This window comes from Citrobacter sp. R56 (genome assembly GCF_016811995.1).
GTDB classification, from domain to species: Bacteria; Pseudomonadota; Gammaproteobacteria; order Enterobacterales; family Enterobacteriaceae; genus Citrobacter_D; species Citrobacter_D enshiensis.
Window position 1 is genome coordinate 3,650,227 of the sequence record NZ_CP069159.1, and the last position, 23,880, is coordinate 3,674,106.

The 23,880-nt window shown below is 51.3% G+C and carries 22 protein-coding genes, 3 tRNA genes and 3 rRNA genes; 12 read left to right on the forward strand and 16 right to left on the reverse strand.

Annotation, left to right across the window (positions count from 1 at the left end; translation table 11 throughout):
• Positions 1-47 precede the first annotated feature (47 nt).
• Positions 48-124: transfer RNA gene (locus JM656_RS17280), tRNA-Asp, on the reverse strand.
• Between the two features lie 133 nt (positions 125-257).
• Positions 258-989, reverse strand: a complete 732-nt coding sequence (dnaQ, locus tag JM656_RS17285) for a DNA polymerase III subunit epsilon (protein WP_203358838.1) — start codon at positions 987-989, stop codon at positions 258-260.
• A gap of 65 nt (positions 990-1,054) precedes the next feature.
• Between dnaQ and rnhA the strand changes: the two genes are divergently transcribed.
• Entirely contained in the window at positions 1,055-1,522 is a 468-nt protein-coding gene (gene rnhA, locus JM656_RS17290; RefSeq protein WP_203358839.1) for a ribonuclease HI, read from the forward strand.
• On the opposite strand, the gene JM656_RS17295 is transcribed toward rnhA, so the two are convergent.
• Positions 1,519-2,241 carry a class I SAM-dependent methyltransferase gene (locus JM656_RS17295; protein WP_203358840.1) on the reverse strand — a complete coding sequence of 241 codons (723 nt, stop codon included), beginning with the start codon at positions 2,239-2,241 and terminating at the stop codon, positions 1,519-1,521. The two genes, rnhA and JM656_RS17295, sit on opposite strands and share 4 nt — an antisense overlap.
• A gap of 32 nt (positions 2,242-2,273) precedes the next feature.
• Between JM656_RS17295 and gloB the strand changes: the two genes are divergently transcribed.
• Positions 2,274-3,029: a hydroxyacylglutathione hydrolase gene (gene gloB, locus JM656_RS17300; protein WP_203358841.1), complete on the forward strand. Its 756-nt coding sequence runs from the start codon at positions 2,274-2,276 to the stop codon at positions 3,027-3,029.
• Positions 3,030-3,100: 71 nt separating this feature from the next.
• Positions 3,101-4,465, forward strand: a complete 1,365-nt coding sequence (gene mltD, locus JM656_RS17305) for a murein transglycosylase D (RefSeq protein WP_203358842.1) — start codon at positions 3,101-3,103, stop codon at positions 4,463-4,465.
• Between the two features lie 47 nt (positions 4,466-4,512).
• Here the strand turns inward: mltD and JM656_RS17310 are convergent, their stop codons facing one another.
• From JM656_RS17310 to JM656_RS17320, 3 genes are all read right to left on the reverse strand, one after another.
• Positions 4,513-5,280 (reverse strand): class I SAM-dependent methyltransferase, encoded by a 768-nt coding sequence (locus tag JM656_RS17310; protein WP_203358843.1) that lies wholly within the window; start codon positions 5,278-5,280, stop codon positions 4,513-4,515.
• Positions 5,281-5,354: 74 nt separating this feature from the next.
• Positions 5,355-6,155, reverse strand: coding sequence for an endonuclease/exonuclease/phosphatase family protein (locus tag JM656_RS17315; protein WP_203358844.1), 801 nt, complete (start codon positions 6,153-6,155; stop codon positions 5,355-5,357).
• Positions 6,156-6,286: 131 nt separating this feature from the next.
• Positions 6,287-7,462: an MFS transporter gene (locus JM656_RS17320; protein ID WP_203358845.1), complete on the reverse strand. Its 1,176-nt coding sequence runs from the start codon at positions 7,460-7,462 to the stop codon at positions 6,287-6,289.
• A gap of 104 nt (positions 7,463-7,566) precedes the next feature.
• On the opposite strand from JM656_RS17320, the gene yafC reads away from it, so the two are divergent.
• Complete coding sequence (gene yafC / locus JM656_RS17325; RefSeq protein WP_203358846.1) at positions 7,567-8,478, forward strand: DNA-binding transcriptional regulator YafC; 912 nt, start codon at positions 7,567-7,569, stop codon at positions 8,476-8,478.
• Here the strand turns inward: yafC and dkgB are convergent.
• The 7 genes from dkgB to gmhB form a co-directional block, all read right to left on the reverse strand.
• Positions 8,475-9,278 (reverse strand): 2,5-didehydrogluconate reductase DkgB, encoded by an 804-nt coding sequence (gene dkgB, locus JM656_RS17330; RefSeq protein WP_203358847.1) that lies wholly within the window; start codon positions 9,276-9,278, stop codon positions 8,475-8,477. The genes yafC and dkgB overlap by 4 nt on opposite strands.
• Positions 9,279-9,441: 163 nt before the next feature.
• Positions 9,442-9,518, reverse strand: a tRNA-Asp gene (locus JM656_RS17335).
• 51 nt (positions 9,519-9,569) lie between these two features.
• Positions 9,570-9,685, reverse strand: a 5S ribosomal RNA gene (gene rrf, locus JM656_RS17340).
• Positions 9,686-9,777: 92 nt separating this feature from the next.
• Positions 9,778-12,687 (reverse strand): 23S ribosomal RNA (locus JM656_RS17345).
• A 216-nt stretch (positions 12,688-12,903) separates the two neighbouring features.
• A tRNA-Glu gene (locus JM656_RS17350) sits at positions 12,904-12,979 on the reverse strand.
• An 85-nt stretch (positions 12,980-13,064) separates the two neighbouring features.
• Positions 13,065-14,606: ribosomal RNA gene (locus tag JM656_RS17355) — 16S ribosomal RNA — on the reverse strand.
• The 16S, 23S and 5S rRNA genes sit together here with 2 tRNA genes alongside, the layout of an rRNA operon.
• 368 nt (positions 14,607-14,974) lie before the next feature.
• Positions 14,975-15,541, reverse strand: a complete 567-nt coding sequence (gene gmhB / locus JM656_RS17360; protein ID WP_203358848.1) for a D-glycero-beta-D-manno-heptose 1,7-bisphosphate 7-phosphatase — start codon at positions 15,539-15,541, stop codon at positions 14,975-14,977.
• 187 nt (positions 15,542-15,728) lie between these two features.
• Between gmhB and metN the strand changes: the two genes are divergently transcribed.
• The 6 genes from metN to proS all read left to right on the forward strand — a co-directional run bounded on the left by metN (position 15,729) and on the right by proS (position 21,440).
• On the forward strand, positions 15,729-16,760 hold the full coding sequence (gene metN, locus JM656_RS17365; RefSeq protein WP_203358849.1) for a methionine ABC transporter ATP-binding protein MetN: 1,032 nt from the start codon (positions 15,729-15,731) through the stop codon (positions 16,758-16,760).
• The gene (locus tag JM656_RS17370) at positions 16,753-17,406 is read left to right on the forward strand and encodes a methionine ABC transporter permease MetI (RefSeq protein WP_192611166.1); all 654 of its coding nucleotides are present in this window, start codon (positions 16,753-16,755) and stop codon (positions 17,404-17,406) included. The genes metN and JM656_RS17370 overlap by 8 nt, the downstream gene beginning before the upstream one ends.
• A gap of 39 nt (positions 17,407-17,445) precedes the next feature.
• Entirely contained in the window at positions 17,446-18,261 is an 816-nt protein-coding gene (metQ, locus tag JM656_RS17375) for a methionine ABC transporter substrate-binding lipoprotein MetQ (RefSeq protein ID WP_192611165.1), read from the forward strand.
• A gap of 118 nt (positions 18,262-18,379) precedes the next feature.
• Positions 18,380-18,784, forward strand: a complete 405-nt coding sequence (gene rcsF / locus JM656_RS17380; RefSeq protein ID WP_198906381.1) for an Rcs stress response system protein RcsF — start codon at positions 18,380-18,382, stop codon at positions 18,782-18,784.
• Positions 18,781-19,488, forward strand: a complete 708-nt coding sequence (gene tsaA, locus JM656_RS17385; RefSeq protein WP_203358850.1) for a tRNA (N6-threonylcarbamoyladenosine(37)-N6)-methyltransferase TrmO — start codon at positions 18,781-18,783, stop codon at positions 19,486-19,488. Before rcsF ends, tsaA begins: the two co-directional genes overlap by 4 nt.
• A gap of 233 nt (positions 19,489-19,721) precedes the next feature.
• Positions 19,722-21,440, forward strand: coding sequence for a proline--tRNA ligase (proS, locus tag JM656_RS17390; RefSeq protein WP_203358851.1), 1,719 nt, complete (start codon positions 19,722-19,724; stop codon positions 21,438-21,440).
• Positions 21,441-21,501: 61 nt separating this feature from the next.
• Here the strand turns inward: proS and nlpE are convergent, their stop codons facing one another.
• Genes nlpE through JM656_RS17405 form a run of 3 tightly spaced genes read right to left on the reverse strand, consistent with a single transcriptional unit; the run spans position 21,502 to position 23,203 of the window.
• On the reverse strand, positions 21,502-22,206 hold the full coding sequence (nlpE, locus tag JM656_RS17395) for an envelope stress response activation lipoprotein NlpE (RefSeq protein WP_203358852.1): 705 nt from the start codon (positions 22,204-22,206) through the stop codon (positions 21,502-21,504).
• Between the two features lie 32 nt (positions 22,207-22,238).
• Entirely contained in the window at positions 22,239-22,661 is a 423-nt protein-coding gene (gene arfB, locus JM656_RS17400) for an alternative ribosome rescue aminoacyl-tRNA hydrolase ArfB (RefSeq protein WP_203358853.1), read from the reverse strand.
• The gene (locus JM656_RS17405) at positions 22,658-23,203 is read right to left on the reverse strand and encodes a YaeQ family protein (protein ID WP_203358854.1); all 546 of its coding nucleotides are present in this window, start codon (positions 23,201-23,203) and stop codon (positions 22,658-22,660) included. The genes arfB and JM656_RS17405 overlap by 4 nt, the downstream gene beginning before the upstream one ends.
• A gap of 199 nt (positions 23,204-23,402) precedes the next feature.
• Here JM656_RS17405 and JM656_RS17410 point away from each other — a divergent pair, with 199 nt between their 5' ends.
• Together JM656_RS17410 and rof are read left to right on the forward strand one after the other, a co-directional pair.
• A complete protein-coding gene (locus JM656_RS17410; protein ID WP_203358855.1) occupies positions 23,403-23,603 on the forward strand; it encodes a YaeP family protein in 201 nt (66 codons plus the stop codon).
• Positions 23,590-23,850 carry a Rho-binding antiterminator gene (gene rof / locus JM656_RS17415; RefSeq protein ID WP_162381175.1) on the forward strand — a complete coding sequence of 87 codons (261 nt, stop codon included), beginning with the start codon at positions 23,590-23,592 and terminating at the stop codon, positions 23,848-23,850. Before JM656_RS17410 ends, rof begins: the two co-directional genes overlap by 14 nt.
• Positions 23,851-23,880 lie beyond the last annotated feature (30 nt).

Consider the following 23,880-nt stretch of genomic DNA (forward strand, 5'->3'; position numbering starts at 1 on the left):
AAAACGACGAAGGCCTGAATCATTTCTGATTCAGGCCTTCTGAATAGTGGCGGAATGGACGGGACTCGAACCCGCGACCCCCTGCGTGACAGGCAGGTATTCTAACCAACTGAACTACCACTCCGCGTTGTGTTCCGCTTGGGAACGAAGCGAATATTACGGATTGCTTCGCACCTCGTCAACGCTTTTTCTCACGTTTCGAATCGTTTGCTGTAAAAATCGCCCGAGAGGTTATTTTTAGCGCGTAAAAAGGCAAACTAGGCTCGCCAGAGACAACTTCCGCCCTTCTTCTGAACAAGGTCAAGACGCGACTCATGCGCCGCCAGCTCTTCATCAGTGGCTAAAACAACGCGTAACCTACCCGCCTGGCGAACAATGCGTTGGATCCCCGCCTCACCCTGCTGCTGCTGACTTTCCCCTTCCATCGTAAAAGCCATCGTCGTTTGACCGCCCGTCATCATCAGATAAACGTCGGCCAGAATCTGGGCATCGAGCAATGCGCCGTGCAGGGTTCGTTTGCTGTTGTCTATTTCATAACGTGAGCACAACGCATCGAGGCTGTTACGCTTGCCAGGAAACATCTTCCTCGCCAGCGCCAGGCTATCGGTCACTTTGCAGAAGGTGTTCGTCTTTGGGATGTCGCGATGGAGTTTACCGAACTCATAATCCATAAAGCCGATATCAAACGACGCGTTATGAATAACCAGTTCAGCGCCCCGAATGTAATCGAGGAACTCATCGGCTACCTCGGCAAACGTCGGTTTATCGAGCAAAAATTCATCTGCAATACCGTGTACCCCGAACGCTTCCGGGTCCACCAGCCGGTCAGGTTTAAGGTAGACGTGGAAGTTATTCCCCGTCAGACGACGATTGACCACCTCGACAGCACCAATTTCAATAATCTTGTGCCCTTCGTAGTGCGCGCCGATCTGGTTCATACCCGTGGTTTCGGTATCCAGGACGATCTGTCGTGTAATTGCAGTGCTCATAGCGGTCATTTATGTCAGACTTGTCGTTTACAGTTCGATTTCAAATTACAGGAAGTCTACCAGAGATGCTTAAACAGGTAGAAATTTTCACCGATGGTTCTTGTCTTGGCAATCCAGGGCCTGGCGGTTATGGCGCTATTTTACGCTATCGCGGCCGCGAAAAAACCTTTAACGAAGGGTATACCCTCACGACGAATAACCGCATGGAGTTGATGGCGGCCATTGTCGCACTGGAAGCACTGAAGGAGCACTGCAACGTTGTGCTCAGTACTGACAGTCAGTACGTCCGCCAGGGGATTACGCAGTGGATCCACAACTGGAAAAAACGTGGCTGGAAAACCGCGGATAAAAAACCGGTGAAGAACGTTGATCTCTGGAAGCGTCTCGACGCGGCGTTGGGCCAGCACCAAATTAAATGGGAATGGGTAAAAGGCCATGCCGGCCATCCGGAAAATGAACGCTGCGATGAGCTTGCACGTGCCGCCGCAATGAATCCCACTCAGGAAGACACCGGGTATCAGCCGGAAACTTAGGCGTCGGGTTTACGGTAATGGCGGGTCGCACCGACAGTTTGTCGAATCCGCGCTGTGTTTTTATTTTGTTTCATTGGGTTAAGCGTGAGCGGAATGGTTCGCTTGCGCGCGACAATAAGCTGCAGACAACCCAATGCCGGAACATGCGCACTCAACAGCTTCCCGCCCTGCTTTGCCCAGGGCAAGACGTGAAAGCGGCTATAGTGTAACACTTCAAAATTCAGCAGGGATAACCAGTCGAACTGACGCATAAGCGTAAACATTCGGCTGTTATAGGGGCTCGTTTTACGTAATACCGGCACCAACTTGCGTAATCCCATCAGGCTCACAGGATTGAACCCGCTTAACACAAGCCAGCCATCATCAATTAACACGCGGTCAGCTTCATTAAGTAAACGGTGCGGATCTGCGCACCAGGGCAACGTATGCGCCAACAAACACACATCAACAGATTTATCGGCAAAGGGCAGATGCAATGGGTCGGCCTGAACCTGGACCGGCGAACCTTGTGCGGAAACATTTACCTGGTGGGAGACAGCGCACGCTTCCGAGTTGATTTCTGCGCTTAAATTACCGACCTTAAGCAGGTGAAAACCATACATTTTAGCGAACCACGGGTTAAGTTGTTGTTCCAGCGCCTCACGATAGTACTCACCCCAGGGCAGATCGCCCCAGCATTCAGGTGCTATAGCAGTTTGAGGGATCCTTGCCGGTTTCATCACGACCTTCCGCTACGTTTGAGAGGTAATCTATGAATCTTAACAGTATTCCCGCGTTTCAGGACAATTACATCTGGGTTCTTACTAATAATGAAGGACATTGCCTGATTGTCGATCCCGGTGACGCAAAACCGGTGTTGGATGCGATTGCGGAGCATAACTGGCAACCGGAAGCGATTTTACTCACTCATCATCATCAGGATCACGTTGGCGGTGTGAAAGAACTCCGTGAGCATTTTCCTAAAATTGTGGTTTACGGACCGGCAGAGACACAAGATAAGGGAACGACTCAGGTAGTCAAAGATGGCGAAAGTGCCTTCATTTTAGGGCATGAATTTAGTGTATTTGCCACACCGGGTCACACTTTAGGACATATCTGTTACTTTAGCCACCCTTATCTATTTTGCGGGGATACTCTGTTTTCAGGGGGATGTGGACGTTTGTTTGAAGGCACTTCAATTCAAATGTATCAATCACTTAAAAAAATATGTGCACTTCCTGATGATACATTGGTGTGTAGCGCCCATGAATATACGTTATCAAATATTAAGTTTGCACTCAGCATCCTACCGCACGATTCGTTCATTAATGAATATTATCGTAAAGTTAATGAGTTACGCGCAAAAAACCAAATGACACTACCCGTTACTCTGAAAAATGAGCGGCAAAACAATATTTTTCTAAGAACGGAAGATATTGATTTAATTAATGAAATAAACAAAGAAACAATATTGCAACACCCTGAAGAGCGTTTTGCCTGGTTAAGGTCAAAGAAAGACAGGTTCTGACAATTCCTACTTGTCATTCGCAAACTTCGCCGTTATGATCGGTCGTCTTTTAAGCAACTATTGACACACACATGAAGGCAAAAGCGATATTACTCGCCTCTGTCCTGCTCGTGGGGTGCCAGTCGTCTCAGAACGCTGGTGTTCAACAGCACGCACAGAGCCTTTCTGCAGCTGGTCAAGGGGAAGCAGGAAAGTTTACGAGTCAGGCTCGATGGATGGACGATGGGACGTCTATCGCGCCGGATCAAGACCTGTGGGCTTTCATTGGTGACGAGCTAAAGATGGGAATTCCGGAAAATAACCGGATTCGCGAACAGAAACAGAAATATTTACGCAATAAGAGCTATCTCCACGATGTAACTTTACGGGCAGAGCCGTATATGTACTGGATAGCCGGGCAAGTTAAAAAACGTAACATGCCTATGGAACTGGTACTACTACCCATAGTGGAGAGCGCTTTTGATCCTCACGCGACGTCTGGCGCCAATGCAGCTGGCATTTGGCAGATCATTCCGAGCACGGGGCGCAATTATGGTTTAAAACAGACGCGCAGTTATGATGCACGTCGCGATGTTGTGGCATCCACAACGGCGGCGCTGGACATGATGCAACGTCTGAACAAAATGTTTGACGGCGACTGGCTGTTGACCGTAGCGGCTTATAATAGCGGCGAAGGTCGCGTGATGAAGGCGATGAAAGCGAACAAAGCTCGTGGCAAAGCGACGGACTTTTGGTCACTTCCATTACCTCAGGAAACGAAGCAGTACGTGCCAAAAATGCTGGCTTTGAGCGATATTCTCAAAAACAGCAAACGCTATGGCGTGCGTCTGCCTACGACAGACGAAAGTCGGGCGTTGGCGCGTGTTCGCTTGAGCAGTCCGGTAGAAATGGCGCAGGTTGCAGATATGGCGGGAATTTCCGTCAGCAAGCTAAAGACGTTTAATGCTGGCGTGAAAGGCTCTACGTTGGGTGCAAGCGGCCCGCAATACGTGATGATTCCAAAGAAGCATGCAGCACAACTGCGTGAGTCTCTGGCTTCCGGCGAAATTGCGGCGGTACAGTCAACGTTAGTTGCAGATAATACGCCACTGAACAGCCGTAGCTACACGGTTCGCTCTGGCGACACGCTTTCGGGCATCGCTTCGCGTCTTGGCGTGAAAGCAAGCGATCTGAAGCAGTGGAACAATCTGCGTGGTTCCAGCCTGAAAGTTGGGCAAAGTTTGACGGTTGGCGCGGGCACTAGCGCGCAGCGACTGGCTAACAACAGCGACAGTATTACCTATCGTGTGCGTAAAGGGGATTCTCTTTCGAGCATCGCTAAGCGTCACGGCGTTAACATCAAAGATGTGATGCGCTGGAACAACGATACGGATAATCTGCAGCCCGGCGATCAGCTAACGTTGTTTGTGAAAAACAACGGTATGCCAGACTCCTGATAAGCATAATGTGAAAAAGGCACCGATTCCCCCGGTGCCTTTTTTATTTACGCTTTACGCGCTTCAATCATGATGGTGTCGCTGGTAAAGGAACCATCCTCCTGCAACGCAAAGTAGCCCTTCACCTCCCCCGATGCGCTCTCCTGATACATGCGTATGGCTTGTGCTAATGCGGCCGGTGTGCGCATCCGTGCTACCCATGAGCTGAATTCCAGGGGTAAACGATCGGTCAGCAGCGTGTCGACGACCAAATTCGCGTTATTAATGAAAGACAGCCACTCGCCGCTTGAATAGTTACGCACGTGCGAGGTATCACGCAACGCTTCAACCGTCTGCAACCAGATGTCACGAACCGGATGCCCTGGCGACATCACATCCATCATTATCAGTCTGCCACCCGGTTTCAATACACGGCACACCTCACGCAGCGCCATACCAACATCATGCCAGTGATGGGCTGAATAACGGCTGATAACCACATCAAACACGTGATCGTCGAAGGGTAACTTTTCGGCATAACCTTGCCGCGTAGCAATATTACTTAACCCTTTCTCGCTCGCAGCTTGTGCAACGACTTCCAGCATTTGAGAGGACAAGTCGTACGCCACAACGCGTTGCACATTCTGTGCGGCAATAAAACTGGCATGCCCCGCCCCACACCCCATATCCAGAACATGAGCCAGAGGAAACGCAGACAGTCTTTGCGCCAGACGCTGTAAATCACGGCCAGTGGCGTGTACGGCACTGGTTAAATAGGCATTCGCCTGCGAACCGAACTGTTTTTCGACGTTGTCATGATGAGAGTGTGTTGTCATTGTATTGCCCTTTTCTGGTTGGGAGGTAAAGGGCAGCACCGCTACTGGCCTGCCCTACGGCAGACCTGACACACCTACTGCTCAGGTTTGCCGGGACTGAATTCAACGAGTAGTGGGTTATGATCGGACGCGCGCGTGACCAGTACAGAGGCTTCACTAACGTTCAGACCACGATAAAAGACAAAATCGAGAGGACGGCCAAAGGCCCGACGGCGCTGATCATCCGTAAAGCGCACCTGACGAAGCGACATTTCACGCGCAAAGCGATACAGCGCATTCATGCGCTGGCGGCTCCAGGCATTGAAATCGCCTGCCATTATCACCGGGCCACTATGGTGTGCAATCTGGTCACCAATAGGAAGTAGCTGCTTACTGTACACATCGACCCCCAGGCTGAAATTAACCGCATGGATATTGACGACCATTAATAATCGCGAATCAGGCAACGGATAGACCGTTACCAGCGCAGATTTCGCCAGGCGTAAGATCGGCTCGCGTTCGCGCAGTGGGCAGCAGTATACAGGGTGAGCAGCTGAAAGCGTCATCACGCCGGAAGGATGTTGAGGCAGAACAAAAGCCGGAACCTGGTCAGCCGCCAGATAGTTTGCGGTGGCAAACTGCACCAGCTCTGGCGTGGTTTGCGCTTCTTGCAATAGAACAAGATGCGCATCTTTGCCGAAGTTCTTCAGCACCGACAGCCATTCGGCACGCTGCTGTTTGAAGATATTCCACACCAGGATCCGAATGCGGTCTTCACTGCTTAACGGCTCTCCGGCGGGTAATGCCTGGCCGATACTCGCAAACGACCCAGGCGGTAAAATCCGTTCTGCAGGTTGTCCGGCGACATAGCGCATGGCATAGGTGTTTTTTCGCACTTTTGACTTTCAAACCTCTATAACGTCAACCAGCCCGGATCCGGACTGGTTCTTCTGTTATAGGGATTTTAGCTCACACTTTCAACGGACAATTACATATTGTTTTGTAAGCGAGCACTTACATCAACAGCTTAGCCCAGGGCAACGCGTGACGGTTTATCCAGCCTTCCACTGACTCCCATGAGTAAGAAGGCTCCCAGCACAATCACCGCGCCAATCCACGGCGTTTGTGCTAAACCAAAATGCTGTACGGTTTGCCCGCCCACGACGGATCCTATCGCAATCCCAATGTTGAATGCCGCAATATTCAGGCCTGAAGCGACATCCACGGCATTGGGCGTAAATTGTTCCGCTTTTTGTACCACATATACCTGCAATCCTGGCACGTTGCCAAAAGCAAAGATCCCCATCACCAGGATGGTCGCCAGCGCAGCATATTGTACTGATGCCGTGAACTGGAAGACCATCAACAACACAACCAGCGCGGCAAAGATAAATTTCAATGCCGGAACTGCGCCATGCTTATCCGCCAGCTTACCGCCCCAGATATTGCCGATAGCAACAGAAACACCATACCCCAGCAAAATCCAGCTCACGGCTGCCGGTGAAAACCCCGCCAGGTTCTGCATCATTGGTGCCAGAAAGGTAAACGCGGAAAATACGCCACCGTAGCCTAACGCGGTGATGGCATAGATAATCAGCAGGCGTGGGTGTGTTAACACGCGTATCTGATCGCGGATCGTCGCGGCAGCACGGCCTGGTATATTCGCCGGAATCAGAATCAGGCTGCTGATCAATGCGATGATACCGAGCATTGAGACAGCAAGAAACGTTTCACGCCATCCAAAATGCTGACCGATAAATGTTCCCAGCGGAACGCCGGTGACCAGGGCAACAGTTAAGCCGCCAAACATAATGGCAATGGCTGACGCGGCTTTCTCTTTTGGCACCAGACTCGTCGCAATTGTCGAGCCAATAGAGAAGAACACACCATGCGCCAGTCCCGTCAGCAGACGAGCGACTACCAGTGTCATATACCCAGGTGCCTGCCATGCCAAAATATTCCCGGCAGTAAACAGAACCATCAATGCAACCAGCAACTGTTTACGCGGTAAACGTCCGGTTAATGCTGTCAGCACTGGAGCGCCGATCGCGACCCCCAGAGCGTAGATTGAGACCAATAACCCCGCAGAAGGCAACGAGATCGCCAGTTGTTCGGCAATGGTAGGCACCAGACCCACTATCACAAATTCGGTTGTGCCAATTGCAAAGGCACTGATTGTCAGTGCAAGTAACGCTAACGGCATAAGTCACTCCATATCATCACTAAGTAGATGACACGTAGTATGCAGTGGTGTTTTAATGACAAAAATATCCAAAATCTCAATATAATTTTGCTTCAGGTGCAAAAATGAAAGCAACATCAGAAGAACTCGCGATTTTTGTTGCTGTGGTAGAAAGTGGTAGTTTCAGCCGCGCCGCAGAACAACTTGGCCAGGCTAACTCTGCCGTTAGTCGTGCCGTCAAAAAACTGGAAATGAAATTGGGTGTGGGTTTGCTTAATCGCACAACACGCCAGTTAAGCCTCACAGAGGAAGGCGAGCGTTATTTCAGGCGCGTACAGTCAATATTGCAGGAAATGGCCGCCGCCGAGACGGAGATTATGGAAACGCGCAATACCCCACGTGGATTGCTGCGTATAGATGCCGCAACACCGGTGACGCTTAACTTTCTGACGCCGCTGATCAAGCCATTCCGCGAACGTTATCCGGAGGTAACTCTTTCGTTGGTCTCCTCGGAGACCTTTATCAATCTTATCGAGAGGAAGGTTGATGTGGCGATCCGCGCAGGTGCATTAAGCGATTCCAGTCTTCGCGCTCGCCCACTGTTTACCAGTTACCGTAAAATTATCGCTTCGCCGGATTACATTGCACAGTATGGTAAGCCCGAAACCGTCGCCGATCTGAAAGATCATCTCTGTTTAGGTTTTACCGAACCGGCTACGCTGAATACCTGGCCGGTCTCCTGCTGCGATGGGCAGCTTCATGAGATTACCAGCGGGCTTTCTTCTAATAGCGGAGAGACGATAAAGCAGCTGTGCCTGAGCGGCAACGGGATCGCGTGTCTGTCAGACTATATGATTGCGAAGGAGCTGGAGCGGGGAGAATTTGTTGAACTGCTCGCCGAACATCGTGTTCCGATCGAGATGCCGTTTAGTGCGGTTTACTACAGCGATAAGGCAGTCAGCCCGCGTATTCGCGCGTTTATCGATTTTCTCAGTGAACATGCGGGTAGCATTACCACCCGCACGCAGGTGAGTTAATCCCAGTTCGGTGCCAGCCCTTCCGGACTCACCAGACGATCGTTGCAATCCAGTGCGGCGATCGCTTTTTTGTCCTCAGAATCCAGTTGCAGATCCAACGCCTGCAGGTTGCTTGCCAGATTTTCACGCCGGGTTGAGGACGGGATCACTGAATAACCTTCACCCATCGCCCATGCCAGAATCACCTGAGCAGGAGTGGCGTTATGCTTCGTCGCGATACGGATAATCGTCTCATCTTTCAATGCCTTGCCATAAGCCAGTGTCATGTAGGAGGTAATGTGAATACCGTGTTCGCTCGCCCAATCCACCACCTTACGGTTTCGCAGATACGGAGAGAGTTCGATCTGGTTCGTTGCGATATTCCCGACACCGATCGCGCTAATCGCTTTTTCCATGAGAGGGATAGTGAAGTTCGAAATACCAATTTCGCGCGTCAGACCTTGTTTTTTCGCATCCAGCAGCGCCTGCATAAACTCTTCTACTGACACCGCATCATTAGGTGACGGCCAGTGAATCAGGGTTAAATCAACATAGTCCGTGCGCAGTTTTTTCAGACTCTCTTTGAGGCTTGGGATCAGCCTCTCTTTGCTCAGGTTTTCTGTCCAGATCTTGGTGGTGATGTAGAGTTCGCTGCGCGGTACGTTGCTTTCTGCTATTGCCTGGCCGACAGCGGCTTCATTATCATATATTTGTGCAGTATCAACAGCACGATAACCCAGCTCAATAGCGGTTTTTACGGATGCGATGACGACGTCGTCTTTCAGGCGAAAAGTGCCTAAACCAAATGCAGGGATTGTCATTGAATTCCTCTTTATTAATGCTGTTCATTAGCAGAGGAGGATTATCGCTGTGACAGATATGAGAAAAAAGAGGGTAAAACGCAGAAGATTTTTGCGAATGTAGCAATAACCAAATCGCAGATAAAGAAAAAGCCCTGAGTGTTAACTCAGGGCTCTTAATAAGTGGCGGAACGGACGGGACTCGAACCCGCGACCCCCTGCGTGACAGGCAGGTATTCTAACCAACTGAACTACCGCTCCACCGAATTTTTCTACAACTACCGGAATACTCCGGTTACTGCTTAATTTGATGCCTGGCAGTTCCCTACTCTCGCATGGGGAGACCCCACACTACCATCGGCGCTACGGCGTTTCACTTCTGAGTTCGGCATGGGGTCAGGTGGGACCACCGCGCTACAGCCGCCAGGCAAATTCTGTTTTCAACACACCTCTACGGTCTGTCGATTAATCTGTATCAAGCTGATTATTGGTCTCTTCGCCAAAACACCTTTGGCGTTGTAAGGTTAAGCCTCACGGTTCATTAGTATCGGTTAGCTCAATGTATCGCTACACTTACACACCCGACCTATCAACGTCGTAGTCTTCAACGTTCCTTCAGGAGACTTATAGTCTCAGGGAGAACTCATCTCGGGGCAAGTTTCGTGCTTAGATGCTTTCAGCACTTATCTCTTCCGCATTTAGCTACCGGGCAATGCCATTGGCATGACAACCCGAACACCAGTGATGCGTCCACTCCGGTCCTCTCGTACTAGGAGCAGCCCCCCTCAATTCTCCAGCGCCCACGGCAGATAGGGACCGAACTGTCTCACGACGTTCTAAACCCAGCTCGCGTACCACTTTAAATGGCGAACAGCCATACCCTTGGGACCTACTTCAGCCCCAGGATGTGATGAGCCGACATCGAGGTGCCAAACACCGCCGTCGATATGAACTCTTGGGCGGTATCAGCCTGTTATCCCCGGAGTACCTTTTATCCGTTGAGCGATGGCCCTTCCATTCAGAACCACCGGATCACTAAGACCTGCTTTCGCACCTGCTCGAGCCGTCACTCTCGCAGTCAAGCTAGCTTATGCCTTTGCACTAACCTCCTGATGTCCGACCAGGATTAGCTAACCTTCGTGCTCCTCCGTTACTCTTTAGGAGGAGACCGCCCCAGTCAAACTACCCACCAGACACTGTCCGCAACCCGGATCACGGGTCTACGTTAGAACACCAGCCATTAAAGGGTGGTATTTCAAGGTTGGCTCCATGCAGACTGGCGTCCACACTTCAAAGCCTCCCACCTATCCTACACATCAAGGACCAGTGTTCAGTGTCAAGCTATAGTAAAGGTTCACGGGGTCTTTCCGTCTTGCCGCGGGTACACTGCATCTTCACAGCGAGTTCAATTTCACTGAGTCTCGGGTGGAGACAGCCTGGCCATCATTACGCCATTCGTGCAGGTCGGAACTTACCCGACAAGGAATTTCGCTACCTTAGGACCGTTATAGTTACGGCCGCCGTTTACCGGGGCTTCGATCAAGAGCTTCTCCTTACGGATAACCCCATCAATTAACCTTCCGGCACCGGGCAGGCGTCACACCGTATACGTCCACTTTCGTGTTTGCACAGTGCTGTGTTTTTAATAAACAGTTGCAGCCAGCTGGTATCTTCGACTGATTTCAGCTCCACGAGCAAGTCGCTTCACCTACATATCAGCGTGCCTTCTCCCGAAGTTACGGCACCATTTTGCCTAGTTCCTTCACCCGAGTTCTCTCAAGCGCCTTGGTATTCTCTACCTGACCACCTGTGTCGGTTTGGGGTACGATTTTGTGTTACCTGATGCTTAGAGGCTTTTCCTGGAAGCAGGGCATTTGTTACTTCAGCACCGTAGTGCCTCGTCATCACACCTCAGCGTTAATAAGGAACCGGATTTACCTGGAACCTCCGCCTACATGCTTAAACCGGGACAACCGTCGCCCGGCCAACATAGCCTTCTCCGTCCCCCCTTCGCAGTAACACCAAGTACAGGAATATTAACCTGTTTCCCATCGACTACGCCTTTCGGCCTCGCCTTAGGGGTCGACTCACCCTGCCCCGATTAACGTTGGACAGGAACCCTTGGTCTTCCGGCGAGCGGGCTTTTCACCCGCTTTATCGTTACTTATGTCAGCATTCGCACTTCTGATACCTCCAGCAACCCTCACAGGCCACCTTCAACGGCTTACAGAACGCTCCCCTACCCAACAACACATAGTGTCGCTGCCGCAGCTTCGGTGCATGGTTTAGCCCCGTTACATCTTCCGCGCAGGCCGACTCGACCAGTGAGCTATTACGCTTTCTTTAAATGATGGCTGCTTCTAAGCCAACATCCTGGCTGTCTGTGCCTTCCCACATCGTTTCCCACTTAACCATGACTTTGGGACCTTAGCTGGCGGTCTGGGTTGTTTCCCTCTTCACGACGGACGTTAGCACCCGCCGTGTGTCTCCCGTGATAACATTCTTCGGTATTCGCAGTTTGCATCGGGTTGGTAAGTCGGGATGACCCCCTAGCCGAAACAGTGCTCTACCCCCGAAGATGAGTTCACGAGGCGCTACCTAAATAGCTTTCGGGGAGAACCAGCTATCTCCCGGTTTGATTGGCCTTTCACCCCCAGCCACAAGTCATCCGCTAATTTTTCAACATTAGTCGGTTCGGTCCTCCAGTTAGTGTTACCCAACCTTCAACCTGCCCATGGCTAGATCACCGGGTTTCGGGTCTATACCCTGCAACTTAACGCCCAGTTAAGACTCGGTTTCCCTTCGGCTCCCCTATTCGGTTAACCTTGCTACAGAATATAAGTCGCTGACCCATTATACAAAAGGTACGCAGTCACCCTGATAAATCAAGGCTCCCACTGCTTGTACGTACACGGTTTCAGGTTCTTTTTCACTCCCCTCGCCGGGGTTCTTTTCGCCTTTCCCTCACGGTACTGGTTCACTATCGGTCAGTCAGGAGTATTTAGCCTTGGAGGATGGTCCCCCCATATTCAGACAGGATACCACGTGTCCCGCCCTACTCTTCGAGTTCACAACACATGCGATTTTGTGTACGGGGCTATCACCCTGTATCGCCGGACTTTCCAGACCGTTCCACTACCACACATGCTGATTCAGACTCTGGGCTGCTCCCCGTTCGCTCGCCGCTACTGGGGGAATCTCGGTTGATTTCTTTTCCTCGGGGTACTTAGATGTTTCAGTTCCCCCGGTTCGCTTCATTACGCTATGTATTCACGTAATGATAGTGTGACGAATCACACTGGGTTTCCCCATTCGGAAATCGCCGGTTATAACGGTTCATATCACCTTACCGACGCTTATCGCAGATTAGCACGTCCTTCATCGCCTCTGACTGCCAGGGCATCCACCGTGTACGCTTAGTCGCTTAACCTCACAACCCGAAGGTGTTTCGTAAAACACATCGTGTTGCGAAAATTTGAGAGACTCGAACACACCGCTTGTCTGTTCTTATTACGGAGAACAGACACAGTGTGTCGTTTCAATTTTCAGCTTGATCCAGATTTTTAAAGAGCAAATATCTCAAACATGACTCGGAAGTCAGTTTTGAGATATTAAGGCAGGTGACTTTCACTCACGAACCAGCAAGTGGCGTCCCCTAGGGGATTCGAACCCCTGTTACCGCCGTGAAAGGGCGGTGTCCTGGGCCTCTAGACGAAGGGGACACTGAAGTCTCAATCGCAAGACGCCTTGCTATTTACTTTTCATCAGACAATCTGTGTGAGCACTACAAAGGCAGGTTCTTTAAGGTAAGGAGGTGATCCAACCGCAGGTTCCCCTACGGTTACCTTGTTACGACTTCACCCCAGTCATGAATCACAAAGTGGTAAGCGCCCTCCCGAAGGTTAAGCTACCTACTTCTTTTGCAACCCACTCCCATGGTGTGACGGGCGGTGTGTACAAGGCCCGGGAACGTATTCACCGTGGCATTCTGATCCACGATTACTAGCGATTCCGACTTCACGGAGTCGAGTTGCAGACTCCGATCCGGACTACGACATACTTTATGAGGTCCGCTTGCTCTCGCGAGGTCGCTTCTCTTTGTATATGCCATTGTAGCACGTGTGTAGCCCTACTCGTAAGGGCCATGATGACTTGACGTCATCCCCACCTTCCTCCAGTTTATCACTGGCAGTCTCCTTTGAGTTCCCGGCCGAACCGCTGGCAACAAAGGATAAGGGTTGCGCTCGTTGCGGGACTTAACCCAACATTTCACAACACGAGCTGACGACAGCCATGCAGCACCTGTCTCACGGTTCCCGAAGGCACTAAAGCATCTCTGCTAAATTCCGTGGATGTCAAGAGTAGGTAAGGTTCTTCGCGTTGCATCGAATTAAACCACATGCTCCACCGCTTGTGCGGGCCCCCGTCAATTCATTTGAGTTTTAACCTTGCGGCCGTACTCCCCAGGCGGTCGACTTAACGCGTTAGCTCCGGAAGCCACGCCTCAAGGGCACAACCTCCAAGTCGACATCGTTTACGGCGTGGACTACCAGGGTATCTAATCCTGTTTGCTCCCCACGCTTTCGCACCTGAGCGTCAGTCTTTGTCCAGGGGGCCGCCTTCGCCACCGGTATTCCTCCAGATCTCTACGCATTTCACCGCTACACCTGGAATTCTACCCCCCTCTACAAGACTCTAGCCTGCCAGTTTCGGATGCAGTTCCCAGGTTGAGCCCGGGGATTTCACATCCGACTTGACAGACCGCCTGCGTGCGCTTTACGCCCAGTAATTCCGATTAACGCTTGCACCCTCCGTATTACCGCGGCTGCTGGCACGGAGTTAGCCGGTGCTTCTTCTGCGGGTAACGTCAATCGACACGGTTATTAACCGTATCGCCTTCCTCCCCGCTGAAAGTACTTTACAACCCGAAGGCCTTCTTCATACACGCGGCATGGCTGCATCAGGCTTGCGCCCATTGTGCAATATTCCCCACTGCTGCCTCCCGTAGGAGTCTGGACCGTGTCTCAGTTCCAGTGTGGCTGGTCATCCTCTCAGACCAGCTAGGGATCGTCGCCTAGGTGAGCCGTTACCCCACCTACTAGCTAATCCCATCTGGGCACATCCGATGGCAAGAGGCCCGAAGGTCCCCCTCTTTGGTCTTGCGACGTTATGCGGTATTAGCTACCGTTTCCAGTAGTTATCCCCCTCCATCGGGCAGTTTCCCAGACATTACTCACCCGTCCGCCACTCGTCACCCAAGGAGCAAGCTCCTCTGTGCTACCGTTCGACTTGCATGTGTTAGGCCTGCCGCCAGCGTTCAATCTGAGCCATGATCAAACTCTTCAATTTAAGTTTGATGCTCGTGAATTAAACTTCGTAATGAATTACGTATGTTCACTCTTGAGACTTGGTATTCATTTTTCGTCTTGCGACGTTAAGAATCCGTATCTTCGAGTGCCCACACAGATTGTCTGATAAATTGTTAAAGAGCAGTTGCGACGCGCTTTAGCGCTCTGTCGCGAGGTGGCGTATATTACGCTTTCCTCTTTCAGAGTCAACCCTGATTTTCAGGATTTTTCTCTTCAACCGAACCGGCTGTTTGTGTGAAGTGATTCACATCCGCCGTGTCGATGGAGGCGCATTATAGGGAGTTATTTCGGGCTGACAAGTCAAAAATAGAAAAAAAACGCCAACCGTTCACCTTTTCACCATAATGCCTATTTTTGCTGCTTTTTGATGGCCTGAGGCAGATCTGCAAGGCTATTTATCACCCAGTCTGCTGCATTTTCTGCTTCAGGGGTGACAGGTTTACCTGTACGCACCAAAACTTTTGTCCCTACATTGGCTGCTGCCGCTGCCTGCATGTCTTCTACTTTATCGCCGACCATATAAGAAGCAGCCATATCGATGTGCAGGAAATCGCGAGCGGAGATAAACATACCGGGATGCGGTTTACGGCAATCGCAGACCTGACGGAACTCTTCCACACTCCCCTGCGGGTGATGCGGACAATAATAGATACCGTCCAGTTCAACATCCCGGTCGGCCAGAGACCAGTCCATCCATTCAGTCAGCGTTTCAAACTGCGCTTCGGTAAACTTACCGCGTGCAATACCCGACTGGTTGGTGACAACCACCAGCGCATACCCCATCTTCTTAAGTTCACGCATTGCGTCGATAACGCCATCGATAAACTCAAACTCGTCTATTTCATGCACGTAGCCATGATCCACATTGATTGTGCCATCACGGTCGAGAAAAATTGCAGGTACTGATTTTGCCACCGGTTTACTCCTGAATAAGGTATATGCCGCTAGTATCGCATGTTTCCGCAAGCAAGAAAGTGCTCATCGTCGAAAGCTGGATTGATTTAGACGTCTGGATGCCTTAACATCCATCTTGTTGACGGCGTCGACCGTATCAGGCAGACGAAAATGCCACGGCTAACTTAATTACGATAATAAATAATCAATGATTAAACTTTCGAATATCACCAAAGTGTTCCAACAGGGGACTCGCACCATTCAGGCTCTGAATAATGTCAGCCTGCATGTCCCTGCCGGGCAAATTTATGGCGTTATTGGCGCCTCCGGTGCCGGTAAAAGTACATTAATTCGCTGTGTAAACCTGCTTGAACGTCCAACCGAAGGCAGCGTGCAGGTTGGAGGTCAGGAACTGACTACGTTGTCAGAATCTGAGCTGACAAAATCCCGTCGCCAGATAGGCATGATTTTTCAGCATTTTAACCTGTTATCTTCACGTACCGTATTTGGTAACGTCGCTTTGCCGCTGGAACTGGACAACACGCCGAAAGACGAGATTAAGCGTCGCGTGTCAGAGTTGTTAGATTTGGTTGGCCTCAGTGATAAACATGACAGCTACCCGGCCAATCTCTCGGGCGGTCAAAAGCAACGTGTCGCGATTGCCCGCGCACTGGCCAGCAATCCGAAAGTCTTGCTGTGCGATGAAGCCACCAGTGCACTGGATCCGGCAACAACGCGCTCCATTCTGGAGTTATTGAAAGACATTAACCGTCGTCTCGGTCTGACCATTCTTCTTATTACGCATGAAATGGACGTGGTTAAACGTATCTGTGACTGCGTAGCGGTGATCAGTGACGGCGAACTGATTGAACAGGACACGGTGAGCGAAGTGTTTTCACACCCGAAAACCCCGCTGGCACAGAAATTTATTCAGTCCACCCTGCATCTGGATATTCCGGAAGATTATCTGGAACGTTTAAAACCCGAGCCGCACGCAGACAGCGTCCCAATGCTGCGTATGGAATTTACCGGTCAGTCGGTTGATGCCCCTCTGCTCTCAGAGACGGCACGTCGCTTCAACGTGAATAACAACATTATTAGTGCGCAGATGGATTACGCAGGCGGTGTGAAGTTCGGCATCATGCTGACGGAGATGCACGGTACGCCAGAAGAAACGCAAGCTGCCATTGCCTGGCTGCAGCAACACCATGTAAAAGTAGAGGTACTGGGTTATGTCTGAGCCGATGATATGGTTGCTGGTGCGTGGCGTCTGGGAAACGCTGGCAATGACTTTTGTGTCCGGCTTTTTTGGTTTTGTCATTGGACTGCCAGTGGGCGTGCTGCTGTATGTCACTCGTCCAGGGCAAATTATTGAGAACGCAAAGCTTTACCGTACGCTTTCTGCGTTGGTCAATATTTTCCGTTCTATCCCTTTCATTATCTTATTGGTGTGGATGATTCCATTCACGAGAATGATTGTTGGCACGTCAATCGGTCTACAGGCGGCCATCGTACCGCTGACGGTTGGCGCCGCGCCGTTCATCGCACGTATGGTAGAAAACGCCCTGCTGGAAATCCCTGCCGGGCTTATCGAAGCTTCCCGGGCGATGGGGGCCACACCGCTGCAGATCGTACGTAAAGTGCTCCTGCCAGAAGCATTGCCTGGTCTGGTGAACGCAGCAACCATTACGCTCATTACGCTGGTCGGCTACTCGGCGATGGGTGGTGCCGTCGGCGCTGGCGGGTTGGGCCAAATTGGCTATCAGTATGGTTACATCGGATACAATGCGACCGTGATGAATACGGTGCTGGTATTACTCGTCGTTCTGGTTTATTTAATTCAGTTATCCGGCGATCGCATCGTTCGGGCAGTGACGCACAAGTAACATTAAACACAACACAAATAACTCATTAAGGAAATAAGCATGGCGTTCAAATTCAAAACCTTTGCGGCAGTTGGAGCCTTGATCGGTTCTCTGGCACTTGTGGGTTGCGGCCAGGATGAAAAAGATCCGAACCACATCAAAGTGGGCGTGATTGTCGGCGCGGAACAACAAGTTGCTGAAGTGGCCCAGAAAGTGGCAAAAGAAAAATACGGTCTGGATGTTGAGCTGGTCACGTTCAACGACTATGTTCTGCCAAACGAAGCGCTGAGCAAAGGCGATATCGATGCTAACGCGTTCCAGCACAAACCTTATCTGGATCAGCAGATCAAGGATCGCGGCTACAAACTGGTGGCAGTAGGCAATACGTTCGTTTACCCGATTGCTGGCTACTCCAAAAAAATCAAATCGCTGGATGAGCTGCAGGACGGTTCACAGGTCGCTATCCCAAATGACCCGACTAACCTTGGTCGTTCCCTGCTGCTGCTGCAAAAAGTGGGCTTGATCAAGCTGAAAGAGGGTGTTGGCCTGCTGCCGACGGCGCTGGACGTTACCGAAAACCCGAAAAACCTGAAACTGGTTGAGCTGGAAGCGCCACAGCTGCCGCGTTCTCTGGACGATGCACAGATTGCACTGGCAGTGATCAATACGACCTATGCAAGTCAGATTAACCTGACCCCAGCAAAAGACGGTATCTTTGTTGAAGACAAGGACTCCCCGTACGTTAACCTGGTCGTCACTCGTGAAGATAACAAAGATGCTGAAAACGTGAAGAAATTCGTTCAGGCTTACCAGTCTGACGAAGTCTACGAAGCAGCAAATAAAGTCTTCAATGGCGGCGCGGTTAAAGGCTGGTAATTTTTAGGCTGTTTGCACAATCTGTAATATTATTCAGGACGGGCGAAAGCCCGTCTTGTCATTTATGCAGGCAACTGATTCAATATCTGACGATTAGATCATTCATTGAGGAAATATTATGCGTGCTTTACCGATCTGTTTAGTAGCACTCATGCTGAGCGGCTGTTCTATGTTAAGCAGATCCCCTGTTGAACCCGTTCAAAGCACCGCAACCCCGCCTAAAGCGGAGCCGGAAAAACCAAAAGCACCGCGCGCGACACCGGTCAGAATTATTACCAATGCTGAAGATTTAGTGGGTAAACCGTTCCGCGATCTTGGCGAAGTCAGCGGTGAATCCTGCCAGGCATCGAATCAGGACTCCCCTCCGAGTATTCCAACCGCGCGCAAACGCATGCAGATTAACGCATCTAAAATGAAAGCTAATGCGGTACTGCAGCACAGCTGCGAAGTCACCAGCGGTACGCCAGGTTGCTACCGTCAGGCGGTTTGTATTGGTTCGGCCCTGAACATTTCGTCTAAATGAGCCATTTTCAGTTCGAGCAAATAGGCGTTATCCGCTCCCCTTATAAAGAAAAGTTCGCTGTTCCGCGCCAACCGGGTCTGGTGAAAAGCGCCAACGGCGAACTGCATTTGCTCGCACCTTATAACCAGGCCGATGCTGTTCGCGGCCTGGAAGCGTTTAGCCATTTGTGGGTGATTTTTGTCTTTCACCAGACAATGGAAGGCGGATGGCGCCCCACAGTGCGGCCACCTCGCCTGGGCGGCAACGCCAGAATGGGCGTTTTCGCCACGCGCTCCACTTTTCGTCCGAATCCCATCGGGATGTCGCTGGTCGAGCTAAAAGGAATTCATTGCCAGAAAGACAACGTCATCCTGAAATTAGGCAGTCTGGACCTGGTGGACGGAACGCCAGTCATCGACATCAAACCCTACCTACCGTTTGCTGAGGCGCTGCCGGATGCCACAGCCAGCTATGCGCAACATGCGCCCATAGCCGAAATGAAGGTCAGCTTTACTGCCGAGATTGAGCAGCAACTTCTGTCACACGAAAAGCATTATCCGCAATTAAAAGCGTTTATTCGCGAAGTGCTGGCGCAGGATCCGCGCCCTGCCTATCGTAAGGGTGAAGAGACGGGCAAAACCTATGCCGTGTGGCTACACGATTTCAACGTGCGCTGGCGCGTCACTGAAGAGGGTTTTGAAGTCTTTGCACTGGAACCACGGTAATTTCGCGGCCTTCTCTTTTGACATCCCTTTCTCGCTGGTAAACTAGCCCCTAAATAATTCGAGTTGCAGGAAGTTAGCGACGCAGTGAACCCCCTGGAGCGTACACCAGTACGTGACTGGGGTGAACGAGGAAAGCCAACGCACATGCAACTTGAAGTATGACGGGTAAATCACTTTTTTTGTGTCAGGCTCGCATTGAGCCTGTTCGATCGTCCAACTGGAACCGTAACAACATGCGTACTAGCCAATACCTGCTCTCCACTCTGAAGGAGACACCTGCCGACGCCGAGGTTATCAGCCACCAGCTGATGCTGCGCGCCGGGATGATCCGCAAGCTGGCCTCCGGGTTATACACCTGGCTGCCGACCGGCGTGCGCGTCCTGAAAAAAGTCGAAAATATCGTGCGTGAAGAGATGAACAACGCCGGTGCCATCGAGGTGTTAATGCCAGTGGTTCAGCCATCTGAACTGTGGCAAGAGAGTGGTCGTTGGGAACAGTATGGCCCGGAACTGCTGCGTATTGCAGACCGTGGCGATCGTCCGTTCGTACTCGGCCCGACTCACGAAGAAGTGATCACCGATCTGATTCGTAACGAACTGAGTTCTTACAAACAGCTGCCGCTGAACTTCTACCAGATCCAGACCAAATTCCGTGACGAAGTTCGCCCACGTTTCGGTGTGATGCGTTCCCGTGAATTCCTGATGAAAGATGCTTACTCTTTCCATACGTCTCAGGAATCCCTGCAGGAAACCTACGACGCCATGTACGCGGCTTACAGCAAAATCTTCAGCCGTATGGGCCTGGATTTCCGTGCTGTGCAGGCTGATACCGGTTCTATCGGCGGTAGCGCATCCCATGAATTTCAGGTGCTGGCGCAGAGCGGCGAAGATGATGTGATCTTCTCTGACTCTTCTGACTACGCAGCAAACATCGAATTCGCTGAAGCCGTCGCGCCGAAAGAGCCACGCGCTACTGCGACTCAGGAGATGACGCTGGTTGATACGCCGAACGCGAAAACCATCGCCGAACTGGTTGAACAGTTCAATCTGCCGATCGAAAAAACCGTGAAAACCCTGCTGGTAAAAGCAGTGGAAGGAAGCGCTTACCCGCTGGTTGCGCTGCTGGTTCGTGGCGACCACGAGCTGAACGAAGTAAAAGCAGAAAAACTGCCGCAGGTTGCCAGCCCGCTGACCTTCGCGACCGAAGAAGAAATTCGTGCCGTGGTGAAAGCAGGCCCAGGTTCTCTCGGTCCGGTGAACATGCCGATTCCGATGGTTATTGACCGTACCGTGGCTGCGATGAGCGACTTCGGCGCGGGCGCGAACATCGACGGTAAACACTACTTCGGCATCAACTGGGATCGCGATGTTGCAACGCCTGAAGTCGCGGACATCCGTAACGTGGTCGCTGGCGATCCAAGCCCGGATGGTAAAGGTACGCTGCTGATTAAACGCGGTATCGAAGTCGGTCACATCTTCCAGTTGGGTACGAAGTACTCTGAAGCAATGAAAGCGGCCGTACAGGGCGAAGATGGCCGTAACCAGATCCTGACCATGGGTTGCTACGGTATCGGGGTCACTCGCGTTGTGGCGGCGGCGATTGAGCAGAATTACGACGATCGCGGCATCGTATGGCCTGACGCCATCGCCCCGTTCCAGGTTGCGATTCTGCCGATGAACATGCACAAATCCTACCGTGTGCAGGAGCTGGCCGAGAAGCTGTACGCAGAGTTGCGTGCGCAGGGTATCGAAGTGCTGATGGACGATCGTAAAGAGCGTCCGGGCGTGATGTTTGCCGACATGGAGCTGATTGGTATTCCGCACACCATCGTGCTGGGCGACCGTAACCTCGACAACGACGATATCGAATATAAATATCGTCGTAACGGCGAGAAGCAGCTGATCAAAACCGGTGACATTCTTAACTATCTGGTGAAAGCCATTAAAGGTTAAGCCATAAAAAACCCCGCAAATGCGGGGTTTTTTTATAACGTTATTCGCAACGATTCACGCGTTATTTACTGGCGCAATCCTGACCAGAAATAAATTTCATCGCTTTATCCGCCATCAGTGTTTTTACCTTCTCACCCGTATCCGGATTGGCTTCCAGCGTAAAGTGACCTTCAACCGTCAGCAGAACGGGTTTGCCCGTTTCCCCACGCGCCGATAAATAGTCTCGTTCCAGTTGGGCATTATTCGCTACCGGCATCCGTTTTCCGGTTGCACAATCGGTAAAGGTCGCCGCGTCAGCCATATAGAAATACATGCCGCGCATGGGCATTGGCGTTACCGGCAGGCTGGCAGACACAGACTCAAGCGTGTAGTTGAACTGCGACTCAATCGGATTACCTTCACGATCGAGCATCTCCAGAGCATCGCCTTTCGCGCGATAGTAAGACTTCTCGCCTTTACTGTCCGTCAGCACCAGCTTATCAGCGGTACGTGCCCATGTGCCGTATGAAGCAAATGACGAAGGCTCTTTGCGTACACCCTGATAGCGTTCGTTCATCACCCATGTTCCGTCTTTTTCAAGAAACAGAGACGTTTCAATGCCTTCGCAATCCGCGCAGGGCAATACACCGCGCCAGCTTTGCTGCATTGGTTTTAATTCTGCTGCCTGTGCGGGCTGTAACGCCTCCACGTCGTGACGATTATTACACCCCATTAATGAAAAGAGTGTACAGGCTGCCACGACGGACAAAATCGCTGTTTTCACCATGAATTCCTTATAAAAATTTTCAATCTCGCTCGTCAATCCTGAGAATGGCGAACTTTACCGCGTAGCGCTTTCACTGAAGACTTTTGCGCCTTCGACGACAACCGACGCTCCTTTGCAGCGCGCCCAGGTCGCGTCGCCAGACGGCTTTTCTGTACTGCGGTTAATTCTTTTATAACCGCCACTAACCGGGCAATTGCGGCTTCCCGGTTTAGCTCCTGGCTGCGGTATTCCTGCGCCTTGATAATAATGACACCCTCCTGACTAATCAGATGGTGACTGGCGCTTAACAGGCGTTCCTTATAATACTCTGGCAGCCCGGAGGCCCGAATGTCAAAACGCAAATGGATAGCCGTCGACGTCTTATTAACGTGCTGCCCACCCGCTCCCTGAGCACGAATCGCCGTGATCTCCAGCTCATTGTCGGGAATAGAGACGTTTCGGGAGATAACGATCATGAAGCCTGTTGCCACGCAGACAGATGAATTTCCAGATTATTCTGAGCATCCGACAGCCAGATAGCGCCATCTTGTATGGTCGCCTGCAATGTCATGGTACGACCGGCAAAATCGCTCAGTTGCGCCAGCTGTTCATCATCCAGATACCACACGGACAAGTTAGAGAACTGCGCGCACTTGCTCTGGTTTTGTTGCCACCAGATTTGTGCAGCGCGGCTATTGTAGGTAAACAGCGCGACCTCTGCGGCCTGAGTACAGGCTTTCTTAATACGGCGCTCATCGGGGAGTCCAAGCTCAATCCACAAATCAATACCGAGGTGATCGTTACGCAGCCACGCTTCCGGCTCATCTTCCGCACTCAGGCCGCGCGTAAACTGTAGCCGTTCATCGGCATATTTAATCCACGCCAACAAGCGCAGCATCATGCGCTCCTGCGTTTCAGAGGGGTGACGCGCCAGCGTTAATGTCGCATCAAGGAACTGGTTGCGATCCAGGTCCGCCACATTGACAACAGCTTTATAAATTGTCGCTTTAAGCGCCATGAGAGAGCTCCTTTCGAATCAGGCGCACATTGTAACGAAATCGGCGCCAAAAGGCTGTTAACGGATGCCTTATGTCTCCTCTATCAAGACGCTGATATTGCTTGAATGAGTATGGTATAGTCACCTTGCTAAACAGAGTTTATCTTCGTAGGCTTAGACTTGCATCCACGGTTAAGTCAGAATGCTGACAGGAGGGCATGTGGAAAAATATTGTGAGTTAATACGCAAGCGGTACGCGGAAATCGCCAGCGGAGACTTAGGGTATATCCCGGATGCGCTGGGTTGCGTATTGAAAGTGCTTAATGAAGTGGCGGAAGACAGCGCCATTTCAGAGTCGGTCAGGGAAAAGGCGGCCTATGCTGCCGCGAACTTACTGGTGAGCGATTATGTCAATGAATGAAACATATCAACCCATCAATTGCGATGACTACGACAATCTCGAGCTCGCCTGCCAGCATCATTTAATACTGACGCTGACGCTGAAAGATGGCGAGGTTATGCAGGCAAAAGCCAACGATCTGGTCTCTCGTAAAAACGTGGAATACCTGATTGCAGATGTCTCAGGCGAAACGCGTGAGCTACGTCTCGACAAAATTTCCAGTTTCAGCCACCCACAAATTGGAACCGTGGTGGTCAGCGAATCCTGAATATGTGTTGCCGGATGGCGGTGCAAGCAC

Excerpts from the sequence above, each read along its gene's own strand:
- dnaQ (WP_203358838.1), bottom strand. The coding sequence starts at position 989 with ATGAGCACTGCAATTACACGACAGATCGTCCTGGATACCGAAACCACG.
- rnhA (WP_203358839.1), top strand. The coding sequence starts at position 1,055 with ATGCTTAAACAGGTAGAAATTTTCACCGATGGTTCTTGTCTTGGCAAT.
- JM656_RS17295 (WP_203358840.1), bottom strand. The coding sequence starts at position 2,241 with ATGAAACCGGCAAGGATCCCTCAAACTGCTATAGCACCTGAATGCTGG.
- gloB (WP_203358841.1), top strand. The coding sequence starts at position 2,274 with ATGAATCTTAACAGTATTCCCGCGTTTCAGGACAATTACATCTGGGTT.
- mltD (WP_203358842.1), top strand. The coding sequence starts at position 3,101 with ATGAAGGCAAAAGCGATATTACTCGCCTCTGTCCTGCTCGTGGGGTGC.
- JM656_RS17310 (WP_203358843.1), bottom strand. The coding sequence starts at position 5,280 with ATGACAACACACTCTCATCATGACAACGTCGAAAAACAGTTCGGTTCG.
- JM656_RS17320 (WP_203358845.1), bottom strand. The coding sequence starts at position 7,462 with ATGCCGTTAGCGTTACTTGCACTGACAATCAGTGCCTTTGCAATTGGC.
- yafC (WP_203358846.1), top strand. The coding sequence starts at position 7,567 with ATGAAAGCAACATCAGAAGAACTCGCGATTTTTGTTGCTGTGGTAGAA.
- dkgB (WP_203358847.1), bottom strand. The coding sequence starts at position 9,278 with ATGACAATCCCTGCATTTGGTTTAGGCACTTTTCGCCTGAAAGACGAC.
- metN (WP_203358849.1), top strand. The coding sequence starts at position 15,729 with ATGATTAAACTTTCGAATATCACCAAAGTGTTCCAACAGGGGACTCGC.
- JM656_RS17370 (WP_192611166.1), top strand. The coding sequence starts at position 16,753 with ATGTCTGAGCCGATGATATGGTTGCTGGTGCGTGGCGTCTGGGAAACG.
- metQ (WP_192611165.1), top strand. The coding sequence starts at position 17,446 with ATGGCGTTCAAATTCAAAACCTTTGCGGCAGTTGGAGCCTTGATCGGT.
- rcsF (WP_198906381.1), top strand. The coding sequence starts at position 18,380 with ATGCGTGCTTTACCGATCTGTTTAGTAGCACTCATGCTGAGCGGCTGT.
- tsaA (WP_203358850.1), top strand. The coding sequence starts at position 18,781 with ATGAGCCATTTTCAGTTCGAGCAAATAGGCGTTATCCGCTCCCCTTAT.
- proS (WP_203358851.1), top strand. The coding sequence starts at position 19,722 with ATGCGTACTAGCCAATACCTGCTCTCCACTCTGAAGGAGACACCTGCC.
- nlpE (WP_203358852.1), bottom strand. The coding sequence starts at position 22,206 with ATGGTGAAAACAGCGATTTTGTCCGTCGTGGCAGCCTGTACACTCTTT.
- arfB (WP_203358853.1), bottom strand. The coding sequence starts at position 22,661 with ATGATCGTTATCTCCCGAAACGTCTCTATTCCCGACAATGAGCTGGAG.
- JM656_RS17405 (WP_203358854.1), bottom strand. The coding sequence starts at position 23,203 with ATGGCGCTTAAAGCGACAATTTATAAAGCTGTTGTCAATGTGGCGGAC.
- rof (WP_162381175.1), top strand. The coding sequence starts at position 23,590 with ATGTCAATGAATGAAACATATCAACCCATCAATTGCGATGACTACGAC.